The sequence below is a fragment of the Pseudogemmobacter sonorensis genome (genome assembly GCF_042762395.1).
GTDB lineage: Bacteria > Pseudomonadota > Alphaproteobacteria > Rhodobacterales > Rhodobacteraceae > Pseudogemmobacter > Pseudogemmobacter sonorensis.
In genome coordinates, this window is the sequence record NZ_JBEFZE010000015.1 from 48938 (window position 1) to 72560 (window position 23623).

Genomic DNA, 23623 nt, shown 5'->3' on the forward strand with positions numbered 1-23623 from the left:
TCACATCCGGGTTACCTTTATCGAAGCGCCCCAAGAGGGCAAGAGCCCGCGCGGGCCTTGCCGCGCCGCTCCCGGGGAAGTTACCGCAGCGCAGTTGTTGACGGGCCAGCAACCAGGCCCCAGCAACCAGGCCCCCGCTTCCGGGGTGATCTGCGTCCCGAGGTGGCGTCGCCGCCCGTGGTTTGGGTCCATTGTGCTTCTGATGGTTGTCGGAGGCCGATCGCGGGATGCTGATCGTGGAGATCGAGCCGCTGAAGGCGCCATTGGTTCGAGCCCGACGGCGAGGCGCAAAGATCAGGCGGCTACATTTACCGAGGGCAGGGGGATCAAGACGATCTGCCGCGGCCAGAAGCGGTCGCAGCTCGACGCGCATTGCGCCACTGGTTCGAGCGATGCGCCGAAGGGTGCGGAAGGTGACCCGCGCCGGGATTTTACCGCGTTCACCTGTACCCGGCCGGTGCAGCCGCGCCCGAAGCCGGATGCCTGGGCGGGGGAGCTGAACCGGCTGCTTGAGGTCAACGCCGCGCGGGCCAGCCGGGAGCGGCAGTCCTTGGCACAGATCGACGAGGAACCGAGCGGGCTCGGCTATGGGGGCGGATATGACGCGGTGCGCCGCAATGCCTCGAACCGGGCGCGCAATCAGGGGCCCGGCGCTTCTGCCGCCTTCGCGCCCCTGCGCTTTGCGCGCGGCGAAGCCTGCCAGTTCGACTGGAGCCACGAGGTTGTCGTGATTGATGGCGCGCACCATCAAGGCGGCCCATGTTCGCCTGTGCCGCAGCCGGACGTTCTTCGTCCGGGCCGATCCTCGTGCGACGCAGGAGCCTCGGCCATCGGGCTCGGAGCGATGGCGCCGCGCGGGCTTCGATGTTCGACGCCCACGACAGGGCCTTCGCCTTCTTCAAGGGCACCCATCACGGCCCTTGGCCATCGGGCTCGAACCGATGGCGCCGCGATGGCTCGACGTTGAGACCGGAAACGACAGCCGGCGTATCGAAACACGAGCCTGAACGCCCTGCGAAACGCAGGCCCCCGTCGGCTGCGCCAGTTGCAAAGCTACGCCGCCACCGGCCTGCTCACCCGGGCGCCAGAAGCCGAACTTTGGGCCCCCGATCAGGGGGCGCCATTCAATGACGATTGACACCTTACCTGCCTGAGTAGGCCGCGAACGTCTTTGGCTTCTTTCGCATGGCATTCTCCTGCGGCTGGGCCGGAGGCGACGATCCGGGCATGCTCAGCATTCTGGAACTCTCTGAAAGCTCGCGCAGCTACGGATAGCGAGGGTGAAACCGTAGCAGCAGTTGCCTCGCGGCTCAGGGATGCAATCAATCACTCTCTGGCGCAAGCGGGGGGGCTGCATGCAGGATGTCGGCGGTTTCGACAAGTTCCTGTCGAGTTCCCCGGCCCCATACGCCCATATTCATTGGCCCGTCAGCTTCTGCACTCTTCCCACAAGGGAAAGCGCATCCACATCTTCACCCGATGTCACGGCGATCTGTGCGCAACTCGGCACCAAGGCCAGTGCGCTGACCGAATGAAATCGGGCCGGGTGTGCCCCTGGCCGGTCCTGATACCCGCGAGGCTTGCCCGGCCTCGCGGAAGATGCCCCGGACGGGTTCTCCATGGCCTTGGCCGGGGCATCAGCTCCTTCGACAACCATTGCCGAGGTTACGCAGATGAACCAGCTTGCCCGCGCCCTCGTGTGCCCGCCCATATTGCACCTTTTTTATAGACGTGTCGGGGGTCGATATGACCCTGACATTCCTGCTCCGGTTTGGTGGCTCCGAGGTGTATTTCGGGGATTTCGAGACCCAGAAGACGTCCCGGAGCGAGATCGCACAACTGATCGGCTTCGATGCCGTGCACGCTGCGTGAGCGCCTCGGCATGAAGACGCGGGCGCCCATCGGCAATCGGTGGATGGTTGCCCATCTGGCGTGGGAAGGGCATTCCCTTGCCGCCATCGCCCGCCGCGTCCGGGTCACCGGCACAACCGCGCGGCGATACCTGCACGAAGCGGCAGCCAGATGACCAGGCGCATCGCCAGACTGGACGCGGATGCGGAGTTGCGCGCATTCGTTCTGGAACGCATCCAATGCCACACGCCGGGCGAAATCACTGCCCTGATCATCACGAACTTCCCGCCGGATCGCTGGATGAGCCGGTCCAGCCTCTACGAATGGTGCCAGAAGAATGGTCACCATCCAGCGGCGCGGACGGACAATGACACGCAGCGACACCTGACGACGCCAAAAGAAACCCGAAGACGGTGGATGACGGCTGATTTGGTAATGGTGACGGAATAATTGGTTACACATCATCATGCAAAAATATCCGGGGGGCAGCCCCCCCTCTCCACCCTGTCCACCGCGAAACCGACGGCCGGGCGATTGACCATGGCCGGGGCCGGGGCTAGGGAGGACGCGCGAAAATCCAGGGCAGGGGACCGGGACGATGGCGACAGCCGGTGGACATTCGGGCGGGCATTCGGGCGCCGCGCCGAAAAGCTTTCAGGAGATCATCCTGCGGCTTCAGGCCTATTGGGCCGAAAAGGGCTGCGCGATCCTGCAACCCTATGACATGGAGGTCGGCGCTGGCACCTTCCATCCGGCCACGACCCTGCGCTCGCTGGGGACGAAGCCCTGGGCCGCGGCCTATGTCCAGCCCTCGCGCCGTCCGACCGACGGGCGCTATGGCGAGAATCCGAACCGGCTGCAGCATTACTACCAGTATCAGGTGATCATCAAACCCAGCCCGCCGGACCTTCAGGCGCTGTATCTGGGCAGCCTCGCCGCGATCGGGATCGACCTTTCCACCCATGACATCCGCTTCGTCGAGGACGACTGGGAAAGCCCGACTTTGGGCGCCTGGGGCCTTGGCTGGGAGGTCTGGTGCGACGGGATGGAGGTCAGCCAGTTCACCTATTTCCAGCAGGTCGGCGGCCATGACTGCAAGCCGGTCTCGGGCGAATTGACCTATGGGCTGGAGCGGCTGGCGATGTATGTGATGGGGGTCGATCATGTGATGGACATGCCCTTCAACGACCCGTCCGCGCCGATCCCGCTCAGCTATGGCGACGTTTTCCGCCAGACCGAAGAGGAATATTCGCGCCACAATTTCGACGGCGCCACGGTCGAGATGCTGTTTCGCCATTTCGAGGATGCCGAGGCCGAATGCCAGCGATTGCTCGACTTCCCGGCCCAGGATCCGAAGACCGGCAAGACCATCGTCATGGCCCATCCCGCCTATGACCAGACCATCAAGGCGAGCCATCTCTTCAACCTGCTGGATGCGCGGGGCGTGATCTCGGTCACCGAGCGTCAGGCCTATATCGGCCGCGTCCGGGCGCTGGCGAAGAAATGCGCCGACGCCTTCCGCCTGACCGAGGCGGGGCGCGATGCCGCCGATGCGGCGGGCCAGGCAGCGGGCGACGGGGGCCGGGCGTGAATGCGGGAAAGATCGCGGCGGGGGCTCTGGTGCTGACGGGCGTGATCGCCGGGGCGCTGGTCTACTGGCTGCAGGTCCATGCCTTCTACGAGCGGGTGGAATTCCCGCCGGGCGAGGGGATCGGGCTGGTGCCGCTGGGGGCCGAACGGCCCGAGCCGGTGATCTTCGACGATCTCAGCGCCATTGACGCCGACAGCTCGCCCCTGCGGTTCCGGGCCTGTTTCACCCTGCCGCTGGATCTGGCGACGCTGAGCGAGACCTATGTGCTCTACGAGGCGCCGACGCCCTTGAACGGACCGGGGTGGTTTTCGTGCTATGACGCCGCCGGGATCGGCGCGGCGCTGGACCGGGGCCAGGCGCTGGCCTTCCTGTCCGAGCACCGCCCCGGCTACGGGATCGACCGGGTGGTGGCGGTGATGGCCGATGGCCGCGCCTTTGCCTGGCACCAGATGAACGCCTGCGGCAAGGCGCTTTACGCGCGTGAGGCGCTGCCCGCCGGTTGCCCGCCCCCGCCCGAAGACGGCACGCCCTGACGCCCATCCCGATGCAAGCCCCGATGCGGGCGCCCTGCCCGGACCCCGAGAATTCCGCCCCCGACGAGGTGAAATGATGCCCGATCTGCTGATTGAACTCTTCTCGGAAGAGATCCCCGCCCGGATGCAGGCCGCCGCGCGCGATTCGCTGCGCCGGCTGGTCACCGACGGGCTGGTCGAGGCGGGGCTGACCTATGCGGGCGCGGGCGCCTTCTCGACGCCCCGGCGCCTGGTCCTGGCCATCGAGGGGCTGAGCGCGGAAAGCCGCCCCTCGCGCGATGAGCGCAAGGGGCCGCGCCTTGATGCGCCGCAGCAGGCGATCGAGGGCTTCCTGCGCTCGACCGGGCTGGCGCTCGGAGATCTGGAGATCCGCGACGACAAGAAGGCCCGGGTCTATTACGCCGTGGCGACCCGCCCGGGCCGTCCGGCGGCGCAGATCGTGGCCGAGGTGCTGGAGGGCGCGATCCGCAACTTCCCCTGGCCCAAGTCGATGCGCTGGGGCGCGGGCGCGCTGCGCTGGGTTCGCCCGCTGCATTCGATCCTGTGCCTCCTGCATGACGAGGCGGGGGCGCAGGTGGTGCCGCTTTCGGTCGACGGGATCGAGGCCGGGGAAAGCACGCGCGGCCACCGCTTCATGGCGCCCGAGGCCTTCGCGGTCACCTCCTTCGAGGATTACGCCGCAAGGCTGCGCCGGGCCAGGGTCATGCTCGACAGCGCCGAGCGCGAGGCCGCGATCACCCAAGGGGCGCGCAACCTCGCCTTCGCGGCCGGGCTGGATCTGGTCGAGGACGCCGGGCTTCTGGCCGAGGTCGCCGGGCTGGTCGAATGGCCGGTGCCGCTTCTGGGCCGCATCCCCGAGGCGTTCCTGGGCCTGCCCGCCGAGGTGCTTCAGACCAGCATGCGCGAGCATCAGAAGTTCTTCTCGGCCCGCGATCCCAAGTCCGGCCGGATCGAGGGCTTCGTGACCGTCGCCAACATCGAGACGCCCGACGATGGCGCGACGATTCTGAAGGGCAATCTCAAGGTGCTGGCGGCGCGGCTTTCGGATGCGCGGTTTTTCTGGGAGAACGACCTGCGGGTGGCGAAGGCGGGGATGGCCGACTGGGCCGAGGGGCTGAAATCGGTGACCTTCCAGAGCCGGTTGGGCAGCCAGGCCGACCGGATCGGGCGGGTCGCGGCGCTGGCGCGCGAAATCGCGCCGCTGGTGGGGGCGGACCCGGATCAGGCGGCGCGGGCGGCGGGGATCGCGAAACTCGACCTGCGCTCGGCCATGGTGGGCGAATTTCCCGAATTGCAGGGCGTGATGGGGCGCTATTACGCCCTGGCCGCGGGCGAGGCCGAGGCGGTGGCGGATGCCGCGCGCGACCATTATTCGCCGCTGGGGCCGTCCGACGCGGTGCCCTCGGCGCCGGTCTCGGTGGCGGTGGCGCTGGCCGACAAGCTCGATACCCTGACCGGGTTCTGGGCCATCGACGAGAAACCCACGGGGTCGAAGGACCCCTTCGCTTTACGCCGCGCGGCCTTGGGGGTGATCCGGCTGGTGCTGGGGAACGGGGTGCGGGCCGGGCTGTCGGATCTGTTCGCGAAAGGGTTCGGGGCGCATCAGGGCGGGCAGTCGGCCGGGGCGGACCTGCTTTCGTTTTTCCACGACCGCCTCAAGGTCTTTCTGCGCGACCAGGGCGTCCGCCATGACGTGATCGACGCCTGCCTCGCCTTGCCGGGAAGCGACGATCTGGCGCTTCTGGTGCGGCGCGCCACCGCTTTGGCCGAGGTGCTGAAGACCGAGGATGGCGCCAACCTGATCCAGGGCTTCAAGCGCGCCAACAACATCCTGACCCAGGCCGAGGCCCGGGACGGCGTGGAATACAGTTTCGGCGCCGATCCGAAATTCGCCGAGACCGAAGAGGAGCGCGCGCTGTTCGACGCGCTCGACCAGGCCGATGCGCGGATCGCACCCGCGATGGCATCGGGCGATTTCGCGGCGGCGATGGCGGCGATGGCGGCCCTGCGCGGGCCGGTCGACGCCTTCTTCACCGCCGTCCAGGTCAACAGCGACAATGAGATCGTGCGTCGCAACCGGCTGAACCTGCTGTCGCGCATCCGCCAGACCTGCTCGGGCGTCGCCGATCTGGCGCGGATCGAGGGCTGAACCCGGGCCCCGGCGCGGGCCGCCCTGCAGGCAGGGGCCCGCCCGCGCCGGAATCTCCGGGCGGGCATCCGGCGCGAAGACCTCAGAGGCGCTTTGCGCGGAACCTGGCGCAGGCGCGGTCCATGGCGGCGAATGTCGCCTCAAGATCCGCCTCGTCATGGGCCAGCGAGACGAAGCGCCGCGCCGCGGGCAGCAGGAAGATGCCCTCGGCATTCATCCCGTCTTCAAGCGCGGCCAGCCCGCGCAGGTCGCTCGCGATGAATTCCCGCCAGTTTTCCGGGGGTTTCTCGGCGAAGGCCATGTGCCACGTTGGACCCACGCCGAAGACGCGAAGGCCGATGCCGTGGCTGTCGACAACCGACTGGAGTCCGGCGCGCAGCCGGTCCGCCGTGGCGAAGACGCCCTCGTATAGGCCGGGCCGGTCCAGCACCTCCAGCGTCGCAAGCGCGGCGGCGCAGCCTGGCGGATAGCCCTGAACGTGCCGTTCTGATAGACATAGGTCTCGCCCCGGGGTTTGCGGCGGGGATCGGCCTGGTCCATGATTTCGGCACGCCCGGCCACCGCGCCGACCGGCAGGCCGCCGCCGATGATCTTGCCGCAGGTCGCAAGGTCGGGGGTGGTGCCGAAATAGGCCTGCGCCTCCCAGCCCGTAGCGCAGGCCCGTCACCACCTTGTCCATGATCATGACGATGCCATACTCGCGTGTCAGGTCGCGGATTGCCTCTGGGATGCCCGCGGTATCGGGCAGCGGCGTCGGATAGTTCACCGAAGCCATCGGATAGGTGCTGTGCTGCGCATAGTCGTGGTTGCCGTGACAGGTGCCCTCGAACTTCAGGATCTTGTCGCGCCCGGTATGGGCGCGGGCAAGGCGCAGCGCGTTGAGGGTGGCTTCCGAGCCCGAGGTGGTGAAGCGGATCCGCTCGGCGCAGGGCGGAAGCGGGACCAGCCGGCGCGCCAGCTCTAACGCCTGTTCGTTCAGATAGCTGAAGAAATGGTTCCCGCGCGAGAGCTGGTCGGCCAGCGCGGCCTGGATCACCGGATGGTTGTGGCCCAGAAAAAGCGCGCCCGAGCCCAAGTATCCGTCCGGTCTCCGCACGTCCTTTGTCTGGTGCAATATCGCGGCATGTCGGGTTCCTTCGTACATTGGAGGGTCTCCGATGGTTGGCAAACGTTCCTGGGAGAAGGCGCACAGTCCGTACTGGTCGATGCATGTCGAAGCCTGGCGTCAGAGCGGGCTGAGCCGTGCGGAATATTGTCGTCACCACGGGCTGTCGAAGCGCACGTTCGACAAGTGGATGAAGCATCTGATCAGCGAGGAAGATGCACGCAAACATTCGGAATATCAGGCAGAATTGCGCCGCCAGGAAAGTCTCGATGAGCGCGGGAAGCGGCTGCGGAAACGTGCCCGGCTGCGCTATGCGGTGAGCACGGATTTGCGCAGGCGCGGGGTTCAGGCGTTCTGGTCGATGCATGTCGAGGCGATGAACTGGAGCGGAATGGGCGTGCGTGAGTACGCCGCAGCCCTGCAACTGTCGCCGACAAGCCTGCGCATCTGGCGCGACCGGCTGGAGGACGGCGAGGTGGAGATCGACTGGCGCGCCCATCTTCATCCCTCCGCCCGGCCGGTCGTTGGCACTAGTGCTAACGGAAGATCGTTGGGAAGCGGCTTGACAGAGCTGTCGAACACCGATCCGGATGCGCACCGGCAGCCTGTCCGGCGCTTCTTCAGCGACGCGGAAAAGCGCGCCATCGCGCTGGAAAGCGGCCAGCCCGGCGTCAGCGTATCCTCCGTCGCGCGCCGGCACGGGATCGTCACGGGGCTTCTGTTCCGGTGGCGCGTGCAGTTCGGCGTGGCGCAGAAGACGCGCGCCAGACTTGTGCCTGTCGTGCTGCCTGACGACATCCCGGCGGCGCTGGCGTTGCAGAACCTCGTGCAGCCGCCCGACGGGATGGTGGCGGTGGATCTGCCGGACGGGCGTCGTGTCTTCGTACCGGAAGGCAGCGATCCCGATGAGGTCCGCGCACAGGCCGGCAGCGGAGAGGCCGCGTCATGATGATGGTTCCGGCGGGCGTGAAAGTGCATCTGGCGCTCGGCTACACCGACATGCGCAAGGGGCTCGACGGGCTCGCGATGCTGGTGCAGGCGGTGCTGAAACAGGACCCGTTCTCGGGGCACCTGTTCGCCTTCCGCGGCAAGAAGGCCTCGATGCTGAAGATCCTGTTCTGGGACGGGAACGGGCTGTGCCTGTTCACCAAGCGGCTCGATCAGGGTGCCTTCGCCTGGCCGGTGATGGCGGGGATCGAGGGGTCGATCACGCTGACGCCGGCGCAGCTCGCCATGCTGATCGAGGGCATCGACTGGCGCGCGCCGGAACGGGTCTGGCGTCCCGCGCGGGCGGGCTGAATCCGCGCCGAAACCACCGAAAATCCTTCGGTTCGAAGGGCTTTTGTGGTAGGCTTCACTATGCGGATCGACCTCGAAAACCTCCCCTCGGATCCGGCGCTTTTGCAGCGTCTCGTGCGCGACATGGCGGCGGCGGTCGAGACCCGCGACGGTGAGATCGGACGCCTTCAGGAGATCATCAGAAAGCTTCAGCGCATGCAGTTCGGCCGCAAGTCCGAGCGCATGGACGCCGACCAGCTTGAACTGGCGCTGGAAGACCTCGACGGGGATATTGCCGCGCTGCGGGAAGACGCGCCTGTCGCCACCAGGCCCTCCGTCGAGCGGCAGCCTCACCGCAGGCCGCTGCCCGAACATCTGCCGCGGGAGGAGGTGATCCTCGATCTGGAAAGCACGATCTGCGCCTGCTGCGGCGAGGCTTTGCAACCCGCCGGCGAGAGCGTCAGCGAGATGCTGGACTGGATTCCGGCACGGGTCCGGGTGATCCGCACGCGCCGTCCCAAATACACCTGCCGGACCTGCGGCACGCTGCATCAGCATCCCGCACCCGAGCGGGTGATCGCCGGCGGGCTGGCGACGCCCGCGCTGCTCGCACAGGTGCTGGTCAGCAAATATTGCGACCACACCCCGCTCTACCGGCAGTCGCAAATCTTCGCCCGGCATGGCGTCGATCTGGCACGGTCCACGCTTGCCGGATGGGTCGGCGGCGCCTGCTGGTGGCTGGAGGCCCTGCACGAAAGGCTGGCGAAGAACCTGCTCGCCTCCGACCATCTCTTTGCCGACGACACGCCGGTGCCGGTGCTCGATCCGGGGCGCGGCCGCACGAAAACCGGCAGGCTGTGGGTCTATGCCCGCGAGCAGCGCGGCTGGAACGGGGCCGAACCTCCGGCCGCCATCTATATGTTCGCGCCTGATCGCAAGGCCGAACGTCCCGCCGGGCACCTGGCGTCCTACAAGGGTATTCTTCATGTCGATGGTTACGCTGGCTTCGAGACGCTGACGAAGGCCGGAAACATCAGGCTCGCCGCCTGCTGGGCGCATACCCGGCGCAAGTTCTACGACGTGTTCCAGTCCACCGGATCGCCCATCGCGGAAGAGGCGCTGCGCCGCATCCGCGACATCTATCTCGTCGAGGCCGATATCCGCGGCCAGCCACCGCCCTTCCGTCTGGCCAAACGCCGACAGCGTTCCAGGCCGCTGGTCGATGATCTCCGCCTGTGGTTCGACCGGCAGTTGCCGCAGATTCCCGGACGCAGCAGCCTGGCGGATGCGATCCGATATGCCCTGTCGCGGTGGGAGGGGCTGACCCGGTTCCTGAACGACGGCAGGGTCGAGCTCGACACCAACCCGGTCGAGCGAGCAATCCGCCCGGTCGCACTCGGCCGGAAGAACCATCTCTTCGCGGGCAGCGATGGCGGCGGCCATCGTTGGGCCGTCATCTGCTCGCTGGTCGAGACCGCGAAACTGAACGAGGTCGAGCCCTACGCCTGGCTCGCGGACATCCTCCAGCGCATGATCGACGGCCATCCCGTCAACCGGCTCGACGACCTCCTGCCGTGGAACTGGAAACCCGGAAATCCCGTCAAGAACTGACATCAGTGCAGCCCCCGGACGCATACGAGCCCAGGACGTAAACGATGTATTCGTTGCCCGAACTGTCCCGGAACCGGCTGTCCGGGCCATGGCTGAACACGAACTCCATGCTCTCGGGAAAGGCGTTGTTGCCCAGGACGCCGCCGCGAAGCATGGCATAGGCGTCGGCGATCCCGGCGCGTTCGGCCGCGACAAGGTTCTCGTGTCGACCGAGGATGGTGGGCCCGGACATTTGGTTCTCTCCAGTCTGCTGTTTGGAAGCGGCGGCGCGCATGGCCGTCAAAGGGTCTTGCCGTTCACGATTCGCCGCTCACGATTCGCCGTCCACGAGGCGAAGGAAGCGGCGGGTTCGTTCCTGTTCGGGATTGTCGATGACCTGCGCGGGCGGGCCCTGTTCGACCTCCCGTCCGCCATCCATGAAGACCACCCGGTCGGCGACATCGCGGGCAAAGCGGATCTTATGGGTGACGACGATCATGGTCATGCCGCCTTCGGCCAGGCAGCGCATGACGCCAAGCACCTCGCCCACCAGCTCGGGGTCGAGCGCCGAGGTCGGCTCGTCGAAAAGCATCAGCCTCGGCTCGATCGCAAGGGCGCGGGCGATGGCCGGTAGGGCAGGTGGTCGGCATGGTCTTGCAGGCCCACCATGGCCAGAAGCCCCCGTGCCCGCGCTTCGGCCTCGGCCCGGCCAAAGCCGAAGACCTGGACCGGCGCCTCCATGATGTTTTCCAGCGCGGTCATATGGTTGAACAGGTTGAAATGCTGGAACACCATGCCGATCCGCGCATCGGCCCGGGCCTTGGCCAGATTGGCGGCGGGGACAATCCCGCCCGGGATCTCGTGGTAGCCAACGCGCCTGCCGCAGACGGCGATATCGCCCCAATCGACGGATTCGAGGTGGTTTACCATGCCCAGCAGCGTCGATTTCCCCGATCCGCCGGGCCCGAGCAGGACCACCACCTCGCCCCCGGCCACGTCCAGGTCGATGCCGTCGAGCACGACCCTTTCGCCGTGGGATTTCTGGATGTTGCGCAGCCTGGCATAGGGCGCGGCGTTCGGATCGCGCGGGGGCCGGGGGCGGGGGCGGGGCAGGGCGCGGCTGCGGTGGCCGGGCGGGCGTTTCCGGCGCGGGCGCGGGATTGGCAGAGGCGGGTTTCCCGGCCGGGGCTGGCGCTTGCCTTCCGGTGCCGAACATCCGGCCCAGGCCGCCGCCGCGCGTCTCGCGGGGCAGTTCGAAGTTATAGGCGCGCGCCAGCCGGGCCTGCCCGCGACGGTGATCCTGATGGCGATGGCCATCGCGATCGCGCTGCTGCCTGGGCTGGTGTCGGGCACGGTCATGGCGCTGTCGGCGGGGCGCTGGCCGGACCGGCTGCTGTCGATCGTGTCGCTGCTGTTCTGTTCGGTGCCGACCTTCTGGATCGGGCTGATGCTCATCTTCTTCTCGGTCCGGCTGGGCTGGTTGCCGCCCTGAGACGCGGGGACTGCGGGCGTGGGCCTGAGGGGGTTGGTCTGGCTGCTCTATCTGGTGGCCCGCCGCCTCGCTGGCGCTTTGCTTCACCGCGATCTACGCCCGCCTGACCAGCGCCGCCGTGCTCGAGGCCGGGGGACGGGACCATGTTCGCACCGCGCGCGCCAAGGCGCTGCGCCCCGGCCGTGTGATCCGCCGCCATGTGCTGCGCAACGCCCTGATCCCGATCACCACCTTTGCGGGCAGCCATCCGCGGGCATCCTTGGCGGGGCGGTGGTGGTCGAGGCGGTCTATACCTGGCCGGGCCCGGGCTGACTGGCCTATGAGGCGGTTCTGGCGCGGGAAGATATGGTGCTTCTGGGCATCCTTCTTGTCTCGGCGCCGCCGCCCCGGCCCCGGGCTTCGGCCCGGTTGATGTCTTGCAGCGCGGGATCCTGCCCAACGCGCTGCCGCCCCTGATCATGGCGGCCTCGATCACCATCGCTTCGGCGGTGCTGATGGAATCGACCCTGTCCTTCATGGGGCAGGGCGATCCCAATGCGATGACCTGGGGCGACATGATCGGCATCGGCCGCGACCATGTGCGGGGGAATGGTTCCTTACCGCGATCCCGGGGCTGGCCATCGTGCTGACGGTGCTGGCCTTCAACCTGCCGGGCGATGGGCTGAACGATGCGCTGAGCCCCAGATTGCGGCACGGAGGACGGAAATGACCGCGGGCGATCCCGCATTGCTTGACCTTCTGGGCCTGAGCGTCCGCCATGCCGGATCCGCCGCCCCGGCCGTGTCGCGGCTGGACCTGCGCCTTGCCCGGGGCGAGGTGGTGGCGCTGGTCGGCGAATCCGGCAGCGGAAAATCCACGCTGTCCCCGGCCATCCTGCGGCTTTTGCCGGTGCAGCGGGGCCGGATCGTCTTCGACGGCCGGGACCTGACCCGGCTGTCCGAGCGGCGGCTTCGCCCGGTCCGGCGCGATATCCAGATGGATTTCCGGGACCCTTTCGCCAGCCTGAACCCCCGCCAGGGCATCGGCGACATGCTGGCCTGCACGGCGTCTCGGGCCGAGGCGCGCGGCGGGCCCGGATGGTCGAGGCGATGGATCAGTTGCGGCTTCCTTCGGGCAGCCTGTCCCGCTCGCCGCATGAATGCTCGGGTGGGCAGCGGCAGCGCCTTGCGATCGTCGGCGCCCCGATCCTGCGGCCCGGGCCTCTGGTCTGCGACGAGCCGGTCGCGGCGCTGGGCGTTTCGGTCCAGGCCAAGGTGCTGAACCTGCTGGCCGACCTGAAGCGGGAACTGGACCTGTCGCTTCTGTTCATCTCGCAGGACCTGGCCGTGGTCGATAATTTCTCGGACCGGATCATCGTCGTGCGGCATGGACGGATCGTCGAACGGCTGGACCGGCTGGCCGCCGGGAATGCGGCGATGGCCGAATATATCCGAGATCTGGCGTCGGTCGCCTGAGGCGCCTCAGGCATGCCGCAGGAGGCGGGCGCGATGCAGCGCCTCGTGCAGGCGGAAGCCCGGCACGATCCGCAATGCGGTATCGGCCATCACCTGAACGAGATCCGGGATATGCGGCATGGTATGGCCCCCCCGGGGGGCGTGATCGCGCCGAACGTATGGGGCAGCGCCAGTTCCAGCGGGCGCGGGATGGCTCCGGGAAGCGGTATGCTGCCCGCGATGGTCGGATGGGCGATGGCCACGCCCAGCCCGGCCCGCACCGACATCAGCGGCGCGACTGCGACATTGGTCTCGATCGGTGCCAGCTCGCAGGAATGGTCCATTTCGATCAGCTCCTTCAGCGCGTCCGGCATGCGGTGGGGATTGGCCGACAGGATCATCCTGCGCCCGCGAAAGTCCGACAGCGCGATAAAGTCCGACAGCGCGATGCGGTCGCGGCGGACCAGCGGATCGTTGGCGTGAAATGCCACGAGGCGCGGCCCCTCGCCCGGCCGGTGGGTCCTCAGCCCCTGGTGTTCCAGCGGCAGGCTGCTGAGGCCGATGTCGACCAGCCCGTTCTGCACCCGTTGCACCTCCACCTCGGGGTGGCCCTGGATGCAGACAGGAACGTCGGGGCGGTTCCATTGCGCCAGCGCGGCGGGCAGCGGGCTCGACGCCAGCTTGTAGGTCGCCCGCGATCCGCAGCGTCGGCCCCTTCGCGCCGCGGTTCCCGACCGAGATACGGGCCTCGCGCAGCCGTTGCAGCGCGGGTTCGATCCGGCGGTAGAAGGCAATCCGCTTTCCTGCGGCGACACACCGGGGGCCGCTGCGCTGGAACAGGTCCTGGCGCAGGGGGGCCTCAAGCTCGCGGATCAGCCGGGTGATCGCCGGTCACGACCGTTCCGGCTTGCGCGCGGCGGCGGTGATGGATCCAGTCGAGATGACGGCCGCGAAGGCTTCGAACTGCTTCAGATCCAACGGGCTCTTCCAGATATGCCGGAAACAGGGGGGCGGCCGGGATGGGGACTGAATAGCAAATGCGCCACCGGCTGGACAAGCCAGCACCGTCATTCCCTTGCGCCCGGATCGGGTCTTGCGGGGCGGCGGGCCGGAATTGCAGGGCGCGGCAAGGCCGGGCGGTCTTCGGACCGGCGCCGCGCCTTGCGATGCGGCCTTTCGGGGCGGCTTTCCTTGACAGTCGCCCGGGGTGCTTTCCCTTCGCTTCCGCCTGACCGCCGCCTGGACCGAGACGCCGCCACCCGGGCCGTCTCCGATCCGCGCGGCGGGCCGCATGCCCCGGCTTTCGGGGCGCGGGATCGTCAGGCGGGGGCCGCCATCGAATCGGCGCGTTTCACCTCGCGGTGCTCATCCTCGACCAGTCCCAGCTTCCAGTAGCTGGAGATATAGAGCTGCTCGGGCGTCAGGCCGCGCTCGGCCCTCAGATATTGCCGGGCCCGGCGCATCGCCTCGAATTCGGTCGCGCACCAGGCCTGGACCCGGCCCTCGCGCCAGGGCAGCGCGCGGAGCGCCCGTTCGAAAAGTTCGGGGTGATGGCCGGGTTCGGGGTTGATCAGCCATTCGACCGACACCCCCTCGGGGAGGGGCAGGTCCTGGCGGTCGGCCTCGGTCTGCACCTCGATGAGGGCATGGCCGACCGCGTCCCCAGGCAGATCGGCGAGATTGACCGTGATCGCGGGCAGCGCGGTCATGTCGCCCGCCAGCAGATACCAGTCCGCCCCGGGCGCAAGCCGTTTCGCGGGGCCCGGCCCGCCCGCCTCGATCCGGTCGCCGGGGCGGGCGGCCAGCGCCCAGGACGCGGCGGGCCCGCCGCCGCCATCGCCATCGCCGCCATGCAGCGCGAAGTCGATGTCCAGCGCATCGGCGGTCTGGCGGATGATCGTATAGGTGCGCACGAAGGCCTTGCCCTGCGGCGTGGCGCCGGGGATCCGCAGCTTCAGATAGCCGCCGTCCTGCGCGGCGGGAAAGTCCGCGAGCGCGGCGCCGCCGATCGAGACGCGCCGCATGTTCGGCGTCACCATGCCGGTCGACAGCACCTCGAAGCTGCGGGGAGCGGGGCGGTTGCTCATCTTCTGGCCTTTCGGTTTCGGGAGTCTTCCGGTTTCGGGAGTGTTTCGGATGGTGCGATTGAGGTGGGGCGATTGGGGTCGGGCAGGGCCCTTCCGGTCGTCTCCTGCCCGCATTTTCTGCGGGTCGGCGGGGATTGTCACGCGCAAGATCGCGTTACCGCCCGTGCGCCTCCCGGCCGCGCCGCGACCGCGGGGCGATCCGCCATGCGCGTCCGGGGGCCTTGCCCGTGCCGCTCAGGCTTTCTTGCCGCCCTCGGGCGTTCGGGTGATGCGATGCTGGAAATTCTGTGCCAATGTGGCGCCATCCGGTCGCGCGATCTGCCACCCAACCTGTTCAGACAAGGTTCAGACAAAGGGGTAGTCCCGTGACGCATGAACATTTTCCCCAGCATCCGCCGCTTGGCTTTTTCGACCTCGACGAGGGCGAGGCGCTGGTCGTCGCGCTTTATCGCGACTGGAAGGGCCTGGATCCGATCCCCGAGATCGCCGAGCGCCAATTGGCCCTGCTGCTGCGCCACGACAGCCTGCATGGCCTGCTGGAGGCGCTTTTCGCGGTGTTCCGCCGCTTTGGACCCGAGCCCTGTTTCTTGGGCGAGGGCGCCGGCTGGGGCCTGCTGGATGCCGCCGAGATCGCGCTGGTCGAATCGCTCGCGCGGCCCGAGGCGGCGGGAGAGGAGATCGCCCCGCTCGCCCGGCAGTGCCGCAGCGGGCTGGAGCGGGCGGGCCTTTCGCTGCGGCCGCCCGCGACGATCCCGCGCTCGGGCCGGGACCATCTCGAAAGCGCCATCGCGCGCAGCTATCTGGTGTTCCGGGGCTTCAACGCGGGTTAGGCGCGGGCTGGCCGCCCGGTCCCGCGCGCACGCCAAGGAACACGCTGCCCAGCACCACCGCCGCGCCCAGAAGCTGAAGGGGCGAAAGCGTCTCGGCCCGCACCAGCCAGCCCAGCAGGACCGCGGTGAGCGGGCTGAGAAAGCTCAGCCCGGTGACCGTCTCGGGGCCAAGCCGCGCGATGCCGCGAAACCACAGGAAATAGCTGAGCGCCGCGCCGGCAAGCCCCAGCCAGAGGAAACCGCCGATGCTGGCGGCGTCCGGCGCGGGCAGCGCGGGCTCGAAAACCAGCGCCAGCGGCAGCAGGAGCAGCCCTCCGGCGGTCAACTGCCAGGCTGTGAAGGGCAGCGCGGGGACCGGCGGCTGCCATCTGCGGGTCAGCACCGTGCCAAGCCCCATCGACAGCGCGCCCGCCAGCGCCGCCCCCGCGCCGAGGGGGTCGAGCCGCGCCTCGGGGCCCAGCACCAGGGCCGCGACGCCGCAAAGCCCGGCGCAGGCCGCGATCAGCCGCGCGGGCGTCAGCGCCGTGCCCAGCACCAGCCGCGCCAGCCCCAGAACGACCAGCGGCTGGACGGCGCCAAGCGTGGCCGCAACGCCCCCGGGCAGGCGATAGGCCGCGACGAACAGCGCCGCCCAGAACAGCGTGAAGTTCAGCGCGCCCAGAACCGCCAGCCGCCCCAGCCAGGCCCGGGGGGGCAGGACCCGCGTCACCGCCAGCAGCAAAAGCCCCGCGGGCAGGGCGCGCAGCAGTGCGGCGGTCAGCGGATAGCCGGGTGGCAGCATCTGGGTGGTCACGACATAGGTCGTGCCCCAGATGACCGGCGCCAGCGCGGCAAGGCCGAGATCGGTGGATCTGGACATGGGATTCCCTGACTGTCTTGATGCCGAGATATTTTCGATATGACTTGACGTCAAGATAAAGTGCGATACCAAGCGGCCATGGACCATGTCGACCAGATCCTGGCGCAATGGGCGCGCGAGCGGCCGGACCTCGATACCGGGCCGATGGGGGTTCTGGGTCGGCTGAAGCGGCTGTCGGACCTGCTGGCGGATGAGACGGCGCGGCTGCATGCCGCCCATGGCCTGACCTCGGCCGGTTTCGACGTGCTGGCGACGCTGCGCCGGGCGGGGGCGCCCTATCGGCTGACGCCCTCGGCCCTGATCGGCTGGACGATGGTCACCTCGGGCACGATGACCAACCGGCTCGACCGGCTGGAGGCGGCGGGGCTGGTCCAGCGCGGGCCGAACCCCGAGGACGGGCGGGGGCTGGTGATCACGCTGACGCCGCAGGGGCTCGCGCTGGTCGACCGGGTGGTGGGCGAACATGTCGCCAACCAGCACCGGCTGATCGCCGCGCTGCCGCCCGCCCTGCGCGCGCCGCTGGATGCGGCGCTGCGTGAATGGCTGGCGGCGCTGACCCAGGCCCGGGACCGAGCGTCGGCGGACTGAGCGTCGGCGGGCTGGGCGTCGGCCGGTCTCGATGCGCCGTTGGGGGGGCGGACCGGGTCGGCGGCCTTGCACTTCCCCGACCCAAGTGGAGGCCTCGGCGAGGCGACGGCTTGCCAGCCCCCCGTTCATCACGCAAAAGCGATGGGCCCGGCCCCTGACCCTTGCCAAGCCCCGCCTCAGCCCCCTCATGCCCGGACCCGCCATGCCTGGACGCGACCAAGGCCTTCTGGATCATCCGCAGGAACCGCGGATCAGCCTGCGCAGGCAGTTCATGCTGCTGGCCGCGATCGTGGTCGCGGGCGGCATGATCGTGATCGGCCTTTGGGTCAGGCGCGAGATCGAACATGTGGTGATCGGCAATTCGGGGGCGGTCACCGCCCTTTATGTCGATGCGATGATCGCACCGGCGGCGCAGGAACTGGATACCGGGGCCGGATTGTCGCCCGAGGGGCGCGGCAGGCTGGAGGAGATCCTCGGGCGCGGCGCGTTGCGCGACGAGATCTACCGCTTCAAGCTGTGGAGCCGCGAGGGCGAGATCCTCTACAGCGACGATCCGGCCATCGTCGGGCGCCGCTTCGCGCTGAACGTCGGCCTGTCCGAGGCCATCGCGGGGGGCGTCCATGCGGGTATCAGCCGCGCCTCGCATGACGAGGATGCGGACCGCATCCCCGAAGACCTGGCGCTGCTGGAGATCTACAGCCCCCTGCGCTCGTCCCGCACCGGCGAGGTCATCGCGGTGGCGGAATTCTATACCGGCGTCGAGACGCTGGGCGCCAATCTCGCTGCGGCGCGGCGCAAGGTCTGGCTGGTGGTCGGCGCGGTGTCGCTGGCGATGTGCTCGGCGTTCTTCGTGCTGTTCTCGCGCGGCAGCCGCACCATCTTGCGGCAGCGCCGGGCGCTGGACGCGCAGATCCGCCGCCTGTCGGCGCTGCTTGCGCGCAACCGCGAATTGTCCGAACGGGTCGATCAGGCCAACCGGCGGATCGCGACCGTGCATGAGCGCAACCTGCGGCGGATCTCGGCCGAGCTGCACGACGGGCCCGCGCAGCACCTGGCCTTCGCGGCCCTGCGGCTGGACGGGTCGGGCGATGCGCGCCACCAGCAGGTCCAGGGTGCGGTGAACGAGGCGCTTCGGGAAATCCGCAATATCTGCCAGGGCTTTGCGGTCCCGGAACTGGAGAACCTGTCGGTGGCGCAGATCGCCCGGCGCCTGGCCCTCGCGCATGAGGATCGCGCGAACAATCGCGTCGGCCTTGTCATCGACGGCGATCTGCCGGATCTTTCGCTTGCGGCGAAGACTTGTCTCTACAGGTTTTTGCAAGAGGCGCTGAACAATTCCATGCATCACGCGCCCGGCGTGCCGCCCCGGGTCGTGCTTCGGCCGCAGGACGGCGGCCTGATGGCCCGGGTGCGCGACGACGGCCCCGGTTTCGACACCGGGAATGTGTCCGAGGGACTGGGCCTGCCCGGATTGCGCGAGCGGGTGGCCGGGCTGAAGGGGCGGTTCGAACTGCGTTCGAAGCCGGGCGAGGGGACCGATCTGTCGATCTGGCTGCCGCTGGACGCCGGCGAGGAGGGCGCCGACAGGTAAGGCGCCGGGAAGGAAGCCGGAAGGCAAAAGGGGGGAGGGGAGCGAATGATCCGTATTCTGATCGCCGACGATCATCCGATCTTTCGCAACGGGCTGGCGCTTGCGCTGCGCGATGCCGGGGATTTCGAGATCTGCGGCGAGGCGACCAATGCCGATGAGGCGCTGGCCGCCGCGCTGGCGCTGCGGCCCGATCTGGTGCTGCTGGATCTTTCGATACCGGGGGGCGGGCGGGCGGCGCTTTGCGCCATCCTGCGCGAATGGCCCCTGGCCTCCGTGGCGATCCTGACCGCCTCGCAGGATCCCGACGAGGCGGTCGAGGCGCTCAAGGCCGGGGCGAAGGGTTATCTGCTCAAGGGCCTCGGCTCTCGCGCGCTGCTCGATGCCTTGCGCGACATCCACCGGGGCGAGGGCTATGTCGACCCGACGCTTGCCGCCCGCATCCTGACCCGGCGGCCACAGGGGGAGGAGCCGAAATCCGGGCCTGTCGCCGCGCACACCGATCTGATGGCGCTGCTGACCCAACGCGAGCATGAGGTGCTGGGCTGGCTGGCGGCGGGCTTTTCCAACAAGGAGATCGCGCTCAGGGGCGACATGCAGGAAAAGACCGTCAAGCATCACGTCTCGCGCATTCTGCAGAAGCTTCAGGTGCGCAACCGGACCGAGGCGGCGCTGGTCCGCCGCGCGGCGGATCATTCCCGCGCCTGAGCCTTAGGCCTTTGGGCCTATGCCGGGTCGCAATGGTCCTAGGCGCGTTTTGCCGAAGGATTTTGTCGACTATCGTCCCTCCTGTTGCGATCGGTCGATCCGCCGGACGGGAGCCCCCGCCGCGATCGCCAGCCATCCCGCCGCTTCTCCAAGGCATGCGGGCCCAGCCAAACAGCCGTCGTCGCAAGAAACCGCCGCCGATGCGCCGGGCCCGGGCGGCCCGCGCGCAGCGGTCGGCAATATGCGGGAGGATATCGCATGAAGAAGACTTTCCTGGCTGGTGTCGGCGTGACGTTTGGGCTGGCGCTCGGCGCGGCATCCATGGCTTCGGCCGAGACGCTGACGATCTATTCCGGTCGTGGCGAGGCGCTGATCGGGCCGCTGGTGGCGCAGTTCGAGGCCACCACCGGCATCGATGCCGAAGTGCGCTACGGCGGCACCTCCGAGCTTGCGACGCTTCTGCTGGAAGAGGGGGCGAACACCCCCGCCGACGTGTTCTGGGCCCAGGATGCCGGGGCGCTTGGCGCGCTTGCGGCCTCTTTCGCCGAGCTTCCGGCCGAGGTGAACGGCGCGGTCATCGACGTGTTCAGATCCGACGCCAACAAATGGGTGGCGACCTCGGGCCGGACCCGCGTCCTGGTCTATTCGACCGAGCGCGTGGCCGAAGATGCGCTGCCCGCCTCGATCCTCGACCTGACCGACGAGGCCTATCGCGGCCGCGTCTCCTGGGCGCCGACCAATGGCTCGTTCCAGGCCTTCGTCACCGCCTTCCGCGTCGCCGAGGGCGAAGAGGCGGCCAAGGCCTGGCTTGAGGCGATGATCGCCAACGACGCCAAGGTCTATCGCAACAACGGCACCCAGATCGACGCCATCGCCAATGGCGAGGTCGATTTCGGCCTGGTGAACAACTACTACCTTGGCCGCTACACCGGCCCCGACCCCGAGTTCCCGGTGGGCCAGACCCCCTTCGCCGACGGCGACATCGGCAATCTCGTGCTGTCGGCGGGCGCGGGCATCGTCGAGGTCTCGGACAACAAGGAAGCGGCCCAGGCCTTCCTCGACTTCCTGCTCTCGCCGGTCGCCCAGCAGTTCATCACCCTGCAAGGCTACGAATATCCGGTGATCGAGGGCGTGATCCCGCATGGCACGCTCGAATCGCTGGAAAAGGTGAACGAGGTCAGCCCGCGCGTCGACCTGAACCAGATCGGCGATCTGGAGGGCACGCTCGCGCTGCTGCGTGAGGTCGGGCTGCTCTGACCCGGGCGATGCCAGGCCCGATGTCATGGGGGAGAGCGGGGCGCGGGTCCCGCCCTCCCTTCGTGCTTTTGCTGCCCGCGCTGGTCGTGGGCATCGGCACCTGCCTGCCCGCGGCCTATCTGGTGCTGCGCGCCTTCGATGCCGAGCCCTCGGAGCTGGCCGCCATCGTGTTCCGGCCGCGCAACCTGTGGCTCTTCGGCAATACGCTCAAGCTGGTGGCGGTGGTCCTGGGGATCGGCACGCTGATCGCGCTGCCGATGGCCTGGCTGGTGACGCGCAGCGACCTGCGGCACCGGGGCGTGGTCTCGTTCCTGATGGCGCTGCCGCTGGCGATCCCGGGCTATGTGATGGCCTATGCGCTGCTGGGGCTTTCGGGCTATTACGGCTTTGCGCGCCAGTGGTTCGGCCTGTCGCTGCCGCCGCTGCACGGGCTTTGGGGGGCGGGGCTGGCGCTGGCGCTCTACACCTTTCCCTATCTGTTCCTGAACCTGCGCGCGGCCTTCCTGGGCATGGATCCCGCGCTGGAGGAAAGCGCGCAAAGCCTGGGCCAGTCCCGCCTGCGGGTGTTTCGCCATATCGTGCTGCCGCAGCTTTGGCCCGCGCTGGTGGCAAGCTGGTTGATCGTCGGGCTTTATGTGATCGGCGATTTCGGCGCCATCGCCCTGATGCGCTACGAGGTGTTCAGCTTCGCGATCTACACCCAATACAGCGGCGCCTTCGACCGCACCTATGCCGCCTGGCTGTCGCTGATGCTGCTGGCGCTGACCGTCACCGCGCTGCTGGGCCAGCGTGCGGTGACCCGCAACCGCCGTTTCGCGCGCACCGGGACCGGGGTTGCGCGGGCGGCGCGGCCGGTGGCGCTTGGCCGCTGGCGCTGGCCCGTCCGGGCGGGGATCGCAATGGTCGTGCTGGCCTCGGTCGGGTTGCCGCTTCTGGTGCTGGGGCACTGGATGCGGCTTGGCCTTCCGGCGATGGACTGGGGGCAACTGGGCCGCAGCGCGCTGCGGACCGCGGGCGTCGCCGGGCCCGTCGCGGCGCTGGCGGTGGCACTGGCGCTGCCGGTGACGGTGCTGGTCCTGCGCTGGCCCGGGCCGCTGTCCGCGCTGGTCGACCGGCTGGCCTATATGGGCTATGCGACGCCCTCCCTGGCCTTCGCGCTGGCCATGGTGATGTTCGTCCTGCAGGTGGCGCCCGCGCTTTACCAAAGCTGGCTGGTCCTGGTCTTTGCCTGCACCATGAGCTTTCTGGTTTTGGCCTTCGGGCCGATCCGGCTGGCGCTGATGCAGATCGGCACCCGCCAGGAAGAGGCCGCCCGCGCGCTTGGCGCGACGCCTTCGCGCGCCTTTCTGGCGGTCGTGCTGCCGCGCCTGCGCCGCCCGATGCTGGCCGGGGCGCTTCTGGTCTTCATCATGGTGGTGAAGGAACTGCCGATCACCCTTTTGCTGGCGCCGACCGGCTATACCACCTTGTCGATGAACGTCTTCGCCCGCACCGCCGAGGGCATGATGCGCGAAGCCGCGCCCTATGCGCTGAGCGTCATCCTGTTCGCAAGCCTTTTCGTGGGCCTGATCCTGAAATACGAGGCCCGCTCCACGCCTTCCCCCAGCCAGGGCCGACCGACATGACCGATGTCCCGCTTTTGCGCCTTCGCAACCTCTCGCGCCGTTTCGCGGCGGATGCGCCCCCGGCGGTGGACGACCTGTCCCTCGACATCGGCGCGGGCGAGATCGTGGCGCTGATCGGGCCCTCGGGCTGCGGCAAGACCACGACGCTGCGCCTGATCGCGGGGTTCGAGACGCCCGACCGCGGCCGGATCGAGCTGCTTGGCCGCGATGTGGCCCCGACCCCGCCCGAGGCGCGCGGCATCGGCATGGTGTTTCAGGATTACGCGCTTTTCCCGCATATGACCGTGGCCGAAAACATCCTGTTCGGCGCCCGCGACAGATCGCCCGCGACGGTGGCGCGGCATCTTGAGATGGTGGGCTTAAGCGGTTTCGGCACCCGCTATCCGGACGAGTTGTCGGGCGGGCAGCAGCAGCGGGTGGCGCTGGCGCGCAGCTTTGCCGCCGGGCCGGGGCTGATCCTTCTGGACGAGCCGTTCTCGAACCTCGACGCCGCGCTGCGCGGCGCCACCCGGCGCGAGATCCGCCAGCTTCTGAAGGCCTCGGGCGCGGCCATCTTGCTGGTGACGCATGATCAGGAAGAGGCGCTGAGCTTCGCCGACCGGCTGGTGGTCATGGACCGGGGCCGGGTGATGCAGCAGGGCCCGGCGCGCGAGGTCTACGACCGCCCCGCCAACGCCTTCGTCGCGGGCTTCCTGGGGCGCACCAACCTTGTGGCGGCGCTCGTCTCGGGCGGGGTGGCGAGGACGGCTCTGGGCGAGTTGCCGCTGGCGGGGCGGGGCGAGGGGCAGGGGGCGGCGGTCGAAGGGCCCGTCACGCTGGGCCTGCGGCCCGAGACGATCCGCATCCGCCGCCCCGCCCCGGGCGAGGTCCCGACCGGGCGCATCCTGGCCGCAGAGTTCAAGGGCCACGACATGACCTATCTGGTCCGCTGCGGCGAGATGGAGCTTCAGGTCGATTCCATGGCGGCCGAGCGATTTGACGAGGGCAGCGAGGTCTGTCTTTCGATGACCGGCGCCGCGACGATCCTCTAGCCGCGCCTGCGCCGGGGGCTTCCGCCGC

The 23623-nt window shown here is 68.7% G+C and carries 26 protein-coding genes and 4 pseudogenes; 21 read left to right on the forward strand and 9 right to left on the reverse strand.

From position 1 onward, the window contains the following. Window positions 1-661: 661 nt before the first annotated feature. The 6 genes and pseudogenes from ABNX41_RS12270 to glyS all read left to right on the forward strand — a co-directional run. A pseudogene (locus ABNX41_RS12270) lies at window positions 662-906 on the forward strand (hypothetical protein); the annotation flags it as partial. An 840-nt stretch (window positions 907-1746) separates the two neighbouring features. Next, window positions 1747-1872 carry a hypothetical protein gene (locus ABNX41_RS12275; protein WP_438670017.1) on the forward strand — a complete coding sequence of 42 codons (126 nt, stop codon included), beginning with the start codon at window positions 1747-1749 and terminating at the stop codon, window positions 1870-1872. Between the two features lie 150 nt (window positions 1873-2022). Next, a complete protein-coding gene (locus ABNX41_RS12280; protein ID WP_438670018.1) occupies window positions 2023-2301 on the forward strand; it encodes a hypothetical protein in 279 nt (92 codons plus the stop codon). A gap of 148 nt (window positions 2302-2449) precedes the next feature. Continuing rightward, complete coding sequence (locus tag ABNX41_RS12285) at window positions 2450-3442, forward strand: glycine--tRNA ligase subunit alpha (RefSeq protein ID WP_438670019.1); 993 nt, start codon at window positions 2450-2452, stop codon at window positions 3440-3442. Next, window positions 3439-3975, forward strand: a complete 537-nt coding sequence (locus ABNX41_RS12290; RefSeq protein WP_438670020.1) for a DUF6446 family protein — start codon at window positions 3439-3441, stop codon at window positions 3973-3975. The genes ABNX41_RS12285 and ABNX41_RS12290 overlap by 4 nt, the downstream gene beginning before the upstream one ends. A gap of 76 nt (window positions 3976-4051) precedes the next feature. Further along, complete coding sequence (glyS, locus tag ABNX41_RS12295; protein ID WP_438670050.1) at window positions 4052-6124, forward strand: glycine--tRNA ligase subunit beta; 2073 nt, start codon at window positions 4052-4054, stop codon at window positions 6122-6124. A 213-nt stretch (window positions 6125-6337) separates the two neighbouring features. On the opposite strand, the pseudogene ABNX41_RS12300 reads toward glyS, so the two are convergent. Both ABNX41_RS12300 and ABNX41_RS12305 read right to left on the reverse strand, forming a co-directional pair. Further along, window positions 6338-6718: pseudogene (locus ABNX41_RS12300) on the reverse strand (hypothetical protein); the annotation flags it as partial. 211 nt (window positions 6719-6929) lie between these two features. After that, window positions 6930-7268: pseudogene (locus ABNX41_RS12305) on the reverse strand (aminotransferase class III-fold pyridoxal phosphate-dependent enzyme); the annotation flags it as partial. A gap of 13 nt (window positions 7269-7281) precedes the next feature. On the opposite strand from ABNX41_RS12305, the gene tnpA reads away from it, so the two are divergent. The 3 genes from tnpA to tnpC are packed head-to-tail and all read left to right on the forward strand — an operon-like array spanning window position 7282 to window position 10118. Beyond that, on the forward strand, window positions 7282-8178 hold the full coding sequence (tnpA, locus tag ABNX41_RS12310) for an IS66-like element accessory protein TnpA (protein WP_438670021.1): 897 nt from the start codon (window positions 7282-7284) through the stop codon (window positions 8176-8178). Then, window positions 8175-8528, forward strand: coding sequence for an IS66 family insertion sequence element accessory protein TnpB (gene tnpB, locus ABNX41_RS12315; protein ID WP_438670022.1), 354 nt, complete (start codon window positions 8175-8177; stop codon window positions 8526-8528). The genes tnpA and tnpB overlap by 4 nt, the downstream gene beginning before the upstream one ends. Before the next feature lie 60 nt (window positions 8529-8588). Continuing rightward, on the forward strand, window positions 8589-10118 hold the full coding sequence (gene tnpC, locus ABNX41_RS12320; RefSeq protein WP_438670051.1) for an IS66 family transposase: 1530 nt from the start codon (window positions 8589-8591) through the stop codon (window positions 10116-10118). On the opposite strand, the gene ABNX41_RS12325 is transcribed toward tnpC, so the two are convergent. From ABNX41_RS12325 to ABNX41_RS12335, 3 genes are all read right to left on the reverse strand, one after another. Then, complete coding sequence (locus ABNX41_RS12325) at window positions 10108-10350, reverse strand: hypothetical protein (protein ID WP_438670023.1); 243 nt, start codon at window positions 10348-10350, stop codon at window positions 10108-10110. The two genes, tnpC and ABNX41_RS12325, sit on opposite strands and share 11 nt — an antisense overlap. 78 nt (window positions 10351-10428) lie before the next feature. Next, window positions 10429-10689 (reverse strand): ATP-binding cassette domain-containing protein, encoded by a 261-nt coding sequence (locus ABNX41_RS12330; RefSeq protein ID WP_438670024.1) that lies wholly within the window; start codon window positions 10687-10689, stop codon window positions 10429-10431. After that, window positions 10689-11117 (reverse strand): ATP-binding cassette domain-containing protein, encoded by a 429-nt coding sequence (locus tag ABNX41_RS12335; protein ID WP_438670025.1) that lies wholly within the window; start codon window positions 11115-11117, stop codon window positions 10689-10691. The genes ABNX41_RS12330 and ABNX41_RS12335 overlap by 1 nt, the downstream gene beginning before the upstream one ends. 175 nt (window positions 11118-11292) lie before the next feature. On the opposite strand from ABNX41_RS12335, the gene ABNX41_RS12340 reads away from it, so the two are divergent. The 5 genes and pseudogenes from ABNX41_RS12340 to ABNX41_RS12360 all read left to right on the forward strand — a co-directional run bounded on the left by ABNX41_RS12340 (window position 11293) and on the right by ABNX41_RS12360 (window position 13043). Beyond that, window positions 11293-11589, forward strand: a complete 297-nt coding sequence (locus tag ABNX41_RS12340; protein ID WP_438670026.1) for an ABC transporter permease family protein — start codon at window positions 11293-11295, stop codon at window positions 11587-11589. 49 nt (window positions 11590-11638) lie between these two features. Then, a complete protein-coding gene (locus ABNX41_RS12345) occupies window positions 11639-12001 on the forward strand; it encodes an ABC transporter permease subunit (protein WP_438670052.1) in 363 nt (120 codons plus the stop codon). A 4-nt stretch (window positions 12002-12005) separates the two neighbouring features. Next, a complete protein-coding gene (locus tag ABNX41_RS12350) occupies window positions 12006-12218 on the forward strand; it encodes a hypothetical protein (RefSeq protein ID WP_438670027.1) in 213 nt (70 codons plus the stop codon). Window positions 12219-12294: 76 nt separating this feature from the next. Beyond that, window positions 12295-12600, forward strand: a pseudogene (locus ABNX41_RS12355) (ATP-binding cassette domain-containing protein); the annotation flags it as partial. Between the two features lie 65 nt (window positions 12601-12665). Next, entirely contained in the window at window positions 12666-13043 is a 378-nt protein-coding gene (locus tag ABNX41_RS12360) for an ABC transporter ATP-binding protein (protein ID WP_438670053.1), read from the forward strand. An 89-nt stretch (window positions 13044-13132) separates the two neighbouring features. Here the strand turns inward: ABNX41_RS12360 and ABNX41_RS12365 are convergent, their stop codons facing one another. The 3 genes from ABNX41_RS12365 to ABNX41_RS12375 form a co-directional block, all read right to left on the reverse strand. Continuing rightward, a complete protein-coding gene (locus ABNX41_RS12365; protein ID WP_438670028.1) occupies window positions 13133-13816 on the reverse strand; it encodes a LysR substrate-binding domain-containing protein in 684 nt (227 codons plus the stop codon). A 97-nt stretch (window positions 13817-13913) separates the two neighbouring features. Beyond that, window positions 13914-14093 (reverse strand): hypothetical protein, encoded by a 180-nt coding sequence (locus tag ABNX41_RS12370; RefSeq protein WP_438670029.1) that lies wholly within the window; start codon window positions 14091-14093, stop codon window positions 13914-13916. Between the two features lie 248 nt (window positions 14094-14341). Beyond that, window positions 14342-15109: a siderophore-interacting protein gene (locus ABNX41_RS12375; RefSeq protein ID WP_438670030.1), complete on the reverse strand. Its 768-nt coding sequence runs from the start codon at window positions 15107-15109 to the stop codon at window positions 14342-14344. 365 nt (window positions 15110-15474) lie between these two features. Here ABNX41_RS12375 and ABNX41_RS12380 point away from each other — a divergent pair, with 365 nt between their 5' ends. Further along, on the forward strand, window positions 15475-15939 hold the full coding sequence (locus ABNX41_RS12380; RefSeq protein ID WP_438670031.1) for a hypothetical protein: 465 nt from the start codon (window positions 15475-15477) through the stop codon (window positions 15937-15939). Here ABNX41_RS12380 and ABNX41_RS12385 read toward each other — a convergent pair. After that, complete coding sequence (locus ABNX41_RS12385; RefSeq protein ID WP_438670032.1) at window positions 15926-16798, reverse strand: EamA family transporter; 873 nt, start codon at window positions 16796-16798, stop codon at window positions 15926-15928. The genes ABNX41_RS12380 and ABNX41_RS12385 overlap by 14 nt on opposite strands. 60 nt (window positions 16799-16858) lie before the next feature. On the opposite strand from ABNX41_RS12385, the gene ABNX41_RS12390 reads away from it, so the two are divergent. The 6 genes from ABNX41_RS12390 (at window position 16859) to ABNX41_RS12415 (ending at window position 23595) form a co-directional block, all read left to right on the forward strand. Further along, window positions 16859-17386, forward strand: a complete 528-nt coding sequence (locus ABNX41_RS12390) for a MarR family winged helix-turn-helix transcriptional regulator (protein WP_438670033.1) — start codon at window positions 16859-16861, stop codon at window positions 17384-17386. Between the two features lie 202 nt (window positions 17387-17588). Continuing rightward, window positions 17589-18977 (forward strand): sensor histidine kinase, encoded by a 1389-nt coding sequence (locus tag ABNX41_RS12395; protein WP_438670034.1) that lies wholly within the window; start codon window positions 17589-17591, stop codon window positions 18975-18977. Between the two features lie 45 nt (window positions 18978-19022). After that, complete coding sequence (locus ABNX41_RS12400) at window positions 19023-19682, forward strand: response regulator (RefSeq protein ID WP_438670035.1); 660 nt, start codon at window positions 19023-19025, stop codon at window positions 19680-19682. A 258-nt stretch (window positions 19683-19940) separates the two neighbouring features. Beyond that, window positions 19941-20939, forward strand: a complete 999-nt coding sequence (locus tag ABNX41_RS12405) for an iron ABC transporter substrate-binding protein (protein WP_438670036.1) — start codon at window positions 19941-19943, stop codon at window positions 20937-20939. A gap of 62 nt (window positions 20940-21001) precedes the next feature. After that, window positions 21002-22564, forward strand: a complete 1563-nt coding sequence (locus ABNX41_RS12410) for an ABC transporter permease (protein WP_438670037.1) — start codon at window positions 21002-21004, stop codon at window positions 22562-22564. Continuing rightward, window positions 22561-23595, forward strand: a complete 1035-nt coding sequence (locus ABNX41_RS12415; protein WP_438670038.1) for an ABC transporter ATP-binding protein — start codon at window positions 22561-22563, stop codon at window positions 23593-23595. The genes ABNX41_RS12410 and ABNX41_RS12415 overlap by 4 nt, the downstream gene beginning before the upstream one ends. Window positions 23596-23623: the final 28 nt, after the last annotated feature.